The following is a 7,460-nucleotide window of genomic DNA, read 5'->3' on the forward strand; positions in this document are numbered from 1 at the left end:
ATCAGACTAGGATTCAAAAGGGTTTAGGCTATAAATCGCCAAGACAGGTGTGGTTTGATTATTATCGTCAGGCTGCGTAATCAAAATCTCCCAAGTTTATATATACGGGATTGACGGCAGGGGTCACCTGTTTTGCCAGTTATCTTAATGCGTTTAATCTTGCCCAGCTGACTGCTTTAATTATGGGTATAGATATTGGCGATATAGGAGTAAATGAAAGTAGAGCATATTTACGTGAACATAACGACTACCCAGATGAATTTTATGATAAGTATTTAAGTAATTTAGAGTCAATTAAGACTATGGCGCTTGCAAATGACCAGAACTTATTTAACGTAACAATGTTTGAAGAAAGCGATTTTGTAGGTAATAAAAAAGAAAAGATAAGTCTAACCGAAACCACAATCAGTAAAATAAACTTAATTGCCCTATGTGAAGAAATGGGTAAAAGTTTTGATGAAATGCTAAGACGGCAAACCCCTATAGTCCTGCCTATCCACCAGCAAGCTGCAACTGATGACTTATTACCAAACCAGCCTGATAATCAGTTACAGGCCGAAAATGAACAGTTAAAAAGACGTATAGCAGAACTTGAGCAACAGCTTAAAAACCCACAATCCAGCCTATCAAAAACTAATAATATCAATTTAGATATAAAGAATGAGCAGGTTATTAATAGTCTTAAAGATGACCTAGAAAAGCTTACTACTGAAAACAACACACTCAAGCAACAGACATCTAAACAAGTCACCATGCCAGCCGATGACGTACAATTAAATGGTATTGCTAAATATAATGCTAATAAAGCCTATGTTATTGCTACTGGCCAAGCACTTGCCAGCTATCTATGGAGTATGGACACTACAAAAGCGATAAGAACTGGTGATATGGTACAGCAAGTAAGGCACGTTATACACAGCGTAGCACCTGACTTGTTACCTGATGACAAAGCAATAAGAGGGTGGCTATCAGATATTGCCCCTGACTATGCAAAAAAAGGCGGCAAGACACCTAAAGATGCCCCTAGTGAAATATCCCTAACTATGAAAAAATAATATTCCTAAACACGCAAAATCCCCGTTTATGTCAATAAACACGGCGTTCGGGGAATTTTACCTATCATGAAATAATCATAAGCTTGCTAACACTTAATAACGCCAATCACTGGCATTACATAGGAGTTAGCACATGCTAAACATTCAAGAACCAACCCAAGAAGTCACAGCCCTACACCCTCAAGGCCAAAGCCGTATCAAGCCTATAGCCAACCTTATTGGCGTACACCATCAAACGTTACGTAGATGGTGGAAAGCTGGCAAGTTCCCCAAACCATTAGAAATTAACGGTATTTTACTATTCAAAAATGCCGATGTATTGGCGTGGTTAGAAAATGTCCAGCAAGCGTCTGATGTAGAGCAGGGGGCATGATATGACACAGAAACGGCAAACCCCAAAACGAACCTATTGCGAGACCATAAAGGCGCATTTGCTAGCAGGTAAGAGTATCTCTACCTGGCAAGCATACCAGCTTTACAACATCACATGCTTAGCCCAGCGCATACATGATTTACGCAATAAAGGCCTACCTATTGATGATGAAATAGTGGAAGTAGACGGTAAACGCTTTAAGCTTTACTGGCTTAATACAGGCTATATGAATGGCCAATTAAAACCCTTAAAAAATAGTATGAAGGGTGTATAGTCATGGCTACTTTTTTTTCAAGTAACAGATGTAAACCGATAAAATTTGTACTATGTATCTTTGATTTTCTATTAAATCCGCCAGCGAGTAGTGACTATAAAAGTATTGCGATAGATGATAACAAACGTTATTATGAAGATCTCTCAAAATCTAACAGCGGACAAGCCAGCCGTTACCTTTTGGCTTTTTTTGTGTGTAATATTTGCCTAGCCTCTCAAGCAAAGCATATAGTAAACACAGCCCCTTATTACCTTTCACAGGGTAAAACCGTCTATGACGGGTTGACGTTGCAAAATAAAAGAGCCTTACGGCGAATATGCAGGGCGGTTTCTGTTAGAACCGAGAGTAAGACCCGTCACCCTATATCATCTGTATTGATTACAGTTTATAGCGTGGCATTAACTCAGAATCTAACAGGAGATAGTTACCATGGCTAACTCATCAAATCGTAACGCCTCCTCAAATACCATACCAGTGCACATGAACACCACTTGCCCTAAATTTAAGGCAGGTGATGCCGTGTTATGCCCGTTTTTAGGTTATGGCGCTAAGCGGTTTATATTGCATAAATACGAATATCACACTGAATTGTTATGCATTCACGCCCACCACAGTAGTATTGCTTTTGATAGTAACGGTTATTTCATCCAAGCAGATGATGCACAAATAGGCGATATAGAAACAAACGACTATACCCCAAGTCTATTTATTGATACCCCAGAAAACCGCCAATACATTGCTGGCCTGTATGGTAATAGTAAGGCACCGGATGTAATAACAACTCCTCAAAGCCCCCTGAACAGAAAGGTAATAGATTTAACACAAGGTGATGACGATGAGGTTATCGTTCTTAGTGCTTTTGAGTTATCTAACATCGCTTGCGAGGTTTTGGGGGTATCTGAAACGTTAGAAGATTTAAAGCAATTGCTTTACATGATTTTTAACAGACAGCTAACCACTACCCAAGAAGTGTCATTAACACGGTTAAGTTATGAGGCGTGCGAAACATGGGTCAATATTATGGATAGCTTACTAACAAAGCTTAATAAGCTCCTAGTCCAAACAAGTATTGGCATTGTAGGGGGTGAGTAATGAGTCTTGACCCAAACAGCCGCTATGTCGTGCTATGCAATGGTGAAGCTATCATTCCTGAATTTACAGATTGCATATTGGACTATTGGACAGCGGAAACAGTAGCGGAATTTATTAAGACGTTAAATCTTGATATTGAGATCAGCATTAAGCAAGTAAGCTTTATTAACATCGACCCTAAGGCGGTAGAGCAGCGCAAAAAATGGAGGGTATTAAAGTGATATACAAAGCACGCAATTACCCACCAACGCCAAGCAAGCGAGAAGCTAAGCGCAAACGCTACTTTAAAAAACGCCAAAACACACGCCAGCCTATAAAACGGCTGGCAAGGGGGATTAGATGACTACCGCAACAAATAAAGCTTATACGCAGCAAAAAGCCCCTACTAATGACAGTAAGGGCTTAATCGCAAAGCTAATAGAATACGAACCAGCGACACGGCAAGCACTGGTAGATGATGCAGTATTAACCCGCTTATATGACCTTGAACACAGTTTAGATCAGACATTGGGGCTTGATAGCAAACTGCTATATCTTGATAGTAATATTAGCATAGGTGGTGAGTTCATACCAACAGCGGGCACCATAGGGCTGGTATTAACTGACAACCAAGGCCAACCTGCCAGCATTGCCAGTATTACGCCTAATAGTAATAATAAGCCGCTTATTACTGATACAAGCCAACCTTGTGCCTTTGTTATAGGAGATATGGACAAAAATGGGCAGCTATGGGCGGTTAATAGCCTTTATGATGGTATCAGCCTATATCATCATTTAAACGTCATTAATGGCCAACCAGCGACCATATTAGTTAATTTAATTAGTTGGTCATTTGAGTCAATGATTAAACACTTTGCCAAAGCCCAGCCTGTTTATATCAATACCACAGTAGATAAGAAGCATACACTTGATAAGCTGGCAGGTGATAACGTTAAGGCAGTTATTACTACCTTTGATATATTGCTTGAGTTGGAGCAGGGCAAGCCATTTGATGACATCATGGCCGAAGCTACCATAACCGACTTACAAGCCGAAGCGTGGGGCAATCCAGAGCCTTTAGCAAATGACCCAAGCACGCCAACCCCTTACCCTATGGAGGCATGGCGGGGGTTATTAAAAAATGTAGTAGATAAAATCGCTTACTATGCACAGGTGCCAAAGGCTATGGCTGGTCAATGTGTATTAGGTGCATTGGCTCATATAGGGCAGCGCTTTATTGATGCACCTATGGGACATAAGCACATGCCAGCCAGTCTTTATTTAGTTACTGAAGGTGAAAGTGGTAGTGGTAAAAGTGTCGCTATGGGATTAAGCCATTATGAGATTAAAGCGTATGAGCGTGAGCAATACCAAATCTACTTAGAGCAGCTTAACGAGTGGGAAACAGAAAAAGAGATATTGCAGGGTAAAGAGCGTAAGGAGTATTTAGCCAATAACCCAAGGCCTTATAACCCTATAACTATGTTTGGTGATGCTACTATTGAGCCAATACTTGATAAGTTTATTAATGGTGAAATGGATAACGCTAGCTGGTCAACAGATGAAGCGGGGCAGTTCTTTAACGGCCATACTATGAAAGGTGATACGGCTGGCAATGCGTTATCTGCTTTAACCACCTTGTATAGTGATGGTGCAGTAAACCGCCTTAGATCACAAAAGAGCCAGCACGCTAACCCCCGCTCGCAGGCTTATGATGTGCGTATGACATTATTGCTCATGGGACAGCGCATTGTATTAGAGGCGGCCTTAACTGACCCTATGATGAATGGCCAAGGTTTCTTAGCTAGGGCTATGATTGCCTGTCCTGATAGCTTACAAGGCCAAAGGGTATGGAATGACTCCAAGCGCAGGCAACAAAGCCCTTATGATGATACTGACCTTATCGCCTATTGGGATAAATGTAGAACATTGCTAGATCCTGCTCCATTGAATAACCCTAGTATTAACTCGAAAGGGCGTATTAAAGTGCGCTGGCATGATGCACAAGCAGAACAAGCTTTTTATGATGGCATGCAAGCCATTGAGAACCGTCAGGCTAAAGGCAAGGTTCTGGAATACCTTAAAGCCTATGCCAGTCGTATGGCAGAGAATGCTAGCCGTGTAGCGTCGTTAATGGCTTTTTTTGAGGGGCGTTACACCATAACTACTGATGATATTAATAGGGCGTTTATGTTGGTGGAATACTCTACTAGTGAACGGTTACGCTACCTTGATGCTACCCCAAATAGAGAGCAGAACGATAGTGAAAAGCTCAGTGGCTGGCTTGTAGATAAAGCAAGGGGGAAGAACCCATCCAAGCTAAATTACAGTTATGTTTATAATGGCGCACCTGTACCAATGCGAAAGAACAAAGCCTTATTATTAAATGAGTTAAATTTGCTAGAAAGTGCAGGGCATATTAGACAGGAAACAGAAGGTAAGAAGCAGGTCATTTATATTAACCCTAAATTATATACCTAACGAAACGTGCCTAAATTGCCTAGATGACCCTCATGCCTTACGGTGTGGGGGTTTTTTTGGAACGTTTGGCAGTTTATATAGATAAGCTTACTTCTTATCATTGATATTTTTAAGAAGCGACCTTCTTTGTTTCTAGTTTTGAGAGCCTAGTCAGTTTGTTTCTAGTTTTTTAGCTTTTTTAAGAAGCGACCTTCTTTGTTTCTAGTTTTAAGAGCCTAGTCAGTTTGTTTCTAGTTTTTTAGCTTTTTTAAGAAGCGACCTTCTTTGTTTCTAGTTTTGAGAGCCTAGTCGGTTTGTTTCTAGTTTTTTAGATTTTTCAAGAAACAAACTTGTATGATGTCTAAATCCAGTTCATAATAATACTCATTAATAAAGTGACATTTATCCTGAATGTTAAGGGAAGGCTATGATGCGCTACAGTACTGAACAAGCTGTTCAATATCACTATGGGCAGTTCCCACCTGAGTCAATAGACTATAAAATGATAATGGATGCGCTGCTTGGGGCGACAGATGCAATTTCAAGATTTGATCAAATGCTCAAGAATATTCATAATAGTGAAATACTATTAGCCCCTTTACGTAACCAGGAAGCTGTAATCTCTTCTCGAATGGAAGGTACGATTAGTACATTAGATGAGATTATGCAGTATGAAGCTGATTATGGTGATAATGATGGAAGCTCATCTCAGGTACGTAGTGATATTGTTGAAACAGTCTTGTATCAGAGAACCCTAAAAAATGTACAAGCTGCGATGAGTGATGGTTATCCTTTAAGTAAGTCCTTGCTCAGAACTATGCATGAACAGCTACTTTCAAGAGGCCGAGGAGCGCAGAAGTCACCAGGAGAGTTTAAGAAAGAACAAAACTACTTAGCAGATCGTCATAAAAAAAGCATTTTATTTGTACCTATTTCACCAGAAAAACTGGATGAAGGGTTAGATAGGCTGTTTGAATATATAAATAATGATGATTCTCCAGTTTTACTTAAAACAGCAGTAAGTCATTTAGAGTTTGAAGCATTGCATCCTTTTCAGGATGGTAATGGTCGTATTGGCCGGATGCTTATAACTCTAATGCTATGGAGTTCAAAGACAATATCTGCACCTCACTTTTATATCAGTGGTTACTTTGAAGAAAATAAAGACATCTATATTGATTTAATGAGAGAGGTATCAGAAACTGGCAATTGGAATAATTGGTGTATGTTCTTTTTGGATGCCGTTAAAAATCAAGCTACCTACAACTTGGAGATTGCAGAAACAATACGCCAACTTTATGAACAAATGAAGGGGGTTTTTACTGAATTATTGTCCTCTAAGTGGTCTCTAACTGCTTTGGATTTTATTTTTACCTATCCTATTTTCAGAAATAGTAGTTTTACAAATAAAAGCGGAATTCCTGCCTCTACAGCGTCAAGTATAAGTAAAACATTACAAGAGAAAAATATACTAAAGGTTTTGGAAGAAGGTTCAGGCAGAACCTCTACTTTATATTCTTTTGAACCCTTAATGGAGCTAGTAAGAGTATGATATGTTATCAGCAGATAAATATAATAGTTATATAAAAAAATAGTGAAAATCAATACGTAAAATCTTTCAAGTTTCACGCATTATCTAAGGATTTTTACATATAGTTATTAACTAAGGTAAGTATATAAATCTATAGACAACTTAAAAAATTGCCTAAATTGCCTAGATAACCCTCATGCCTTACGGTGTGGGGGTTTTGTTTGGTAAGTACTGGTGCCTATGCGTGCCTACACTGCCTAAACAATACTATTTAGGCAGGCATATAGGCAGTTTAGGCAGTCATAGGCAAAAGATTTTACTTATCTAATCTATTGATATTAAAGGGATAGAGCTTTTTTAGGCAGTTTAGGCAGGTTTTACTCATATACTGTATCATCTGATGTTATATATAGGCGTTTAAGTCCAACAAGATACAATTCACTTTTAACCATCAAAGTTGCTATTATAAGACCATATAATTATTAGGTTTTTCGCCTGCTTATGGAGTCAACAAATGTCTACTAGTCACAACACCAGCACCCTACAAAAAATTCTGAACGAATACTGAATACTGAACCGCCCCGAGTATATCGGAGAGTGGATTACTTGAGTCAGGCAGCTTTGTTTGACTCATTAAGACTATCATAGTATCGTCTCTCAAACTCAAAAGGCGACACATAACCAATCGTACTATGA

At 39.2% G+C, this 7,460-nt stretch carries 8 protein-coding genes; all 8 read left to right on the plus strand.

Features of this window, described 5'->3' with window-relative positions; translation table 11 throughout:
- Positions 1-110: 110 nt before the first annotated feature.
- Positions 111-1,055, plus strand: coding sequence for a hypothetical protein (locus JMX92_RS12790; protein WP_201546028.1), 945 nt, complete (start codon positions 111-113; stop codon positions 1,053-1,055).
- 133 nt (positions 1,056-1,188) lie between these two features.
- Positions 1,189-1,428 (plus strand): helix-turn-helix transcriptional regulator, encoded by a 240-nt coding sequence (locus JMX92_RS12795; RefSeq protein ID WP_201546030.1) that lies wholly within the window; start codon positions 1,189-1,191, stop codon positions 1,426-1,428.
- 1 nt (position 1,429) lies between these two features.
- Positions 1,430-1,702 carry a helix-turn-helix domain-containing protein gene (locus JMX92_RS12800; RefSeq protein ID WP_201546032.1) on the plus strand — a complete coding sequence of 91 codons (273 nt, stop codon included), beginning with the start codon at positions 1,430-1,432 and terminating at the stop codon, positions 1,700-1,702.
- A gap of 2 nt (positions 1,703-1,704) precedes the next feature.
- On the plus strand, positions 1,705-2,139 hold the full coding sequence (locus tag JMX92_RS12805) for a hypothetical protein (protein WP_201546034.1): 435 nt from the start codon (positions 1,705-1,707) through the stop codon (positions 2,137-2,139).
- On the plus strand, positions 2,132-2,794 hold the full coding sequence (locus tag JMX92_RS12810; protein WP_201546036.1) for a hypothetical protein: 663 nt from the start codon (positions 2,132-2,134) through the stop codon (positions 2,792-2,794). The genes JMX92_RS12805 and JMX92_RS12810 overlap by 8 nt, the downstream gene beginning before the upstream one ends.
- The gene (locus tag JMX92_RS12815) at positions 2,794-3,015 is read left to right on the plus strand and encodes a hypothetical protein (RefSeq protein ID WP_201546038.1); all 222 of its coding nucleotides are present in this window, start codon (positions 2,794-2,796) and stop codon (positions 3,013-3,015) included. The genes JMX92_RS12810 and JMX92_RS12815 overlap by 1 nt, the downstream gene beginning before the upstream one ends.
- Positions 3,016-3,133: 118 nt before the next feature.
- Positions 3,134-5,254, plus strand: a complete 2,121-nt coding sequence (locus JMX92_RS12820) for a DUF3987 domain-containing protein (protein ID WP_201546039.1) — start codon at positions 3,134-3,136, stop codon at positions 5,252-5,254.
- 406 nt (positions 5,255-5,660) lie between these two features.
- Complete coding sequence (locus tag JMX92_RS12825) at positions 5,661-6,785, plus strand: Fic family protein (RefSeq protein ID WP_265089795.1); 1,125 nt, start codon at positions 5,661-5,663, stop codon at positions 6,783-6,785.
- Positions 6,786-7,460 lie beyond the last annotated feature (675 nt).

Origin of the sequence: Psychrobacter sp. H7-1, from assembly GCF_904846585.1 — a bacterium.
Classification (GTDB): domain Bacteria; phylum Pseudomonadota; class Gammaproteobacteria; order Pseudomonadales; family Moraxellaceae; genus Psychrobacter; species Psychrobacter raelei.

Coding starts and splice junctions, on each gene's coding strand:
- JMX92_RS12825 (WP_265089795.1), top strand. CDS start 5,661: ATGATGCGCTACAGTACTGAACAAGCTGTTCAATATCACTATGGGCAG.
- JMX92_RS12800 (WP_201546032.1), top strand. CDS start 1,430: ATGACACAGAAACGGCAAACCCCAAAACGAACCTATTGCGAGACCATA.
- JMX92_RS12795 (WP_201546030.1), top strand. CDS start 1,189: ATGCTAAACATTCAAGAACCAACCCAAGAAGTCACAGCCCTACACCCT.
- JMX92_RS12820 (WP_201546039.1), top strand. CDS start 3,134: ATGACTACCGCAACAAATAAAGCTTATACGCAGCAAAAAGCCCCTACT.
- JMX92_RS12805 (WP_201546034.1), top strand. CDS start 1,705: ATGGCTACTTTTTTTTCAAGTAACAGATGTAAACCGATAAAATTTGTA.
- JMX92_RS12815 (WP_201546038.1), top strand. CDS start 2,794: ATGAGTCTTGACCCAAACAGCCGCTATGTCGTGCTATGCAATGGTGAA.
- JMX92_RS12810 (WP_201546036.1), top strand. CDS start 2,132: ATGGCTAACTCATCAAATCGTAACGCCTCCTCAAATACCATACCAGTG.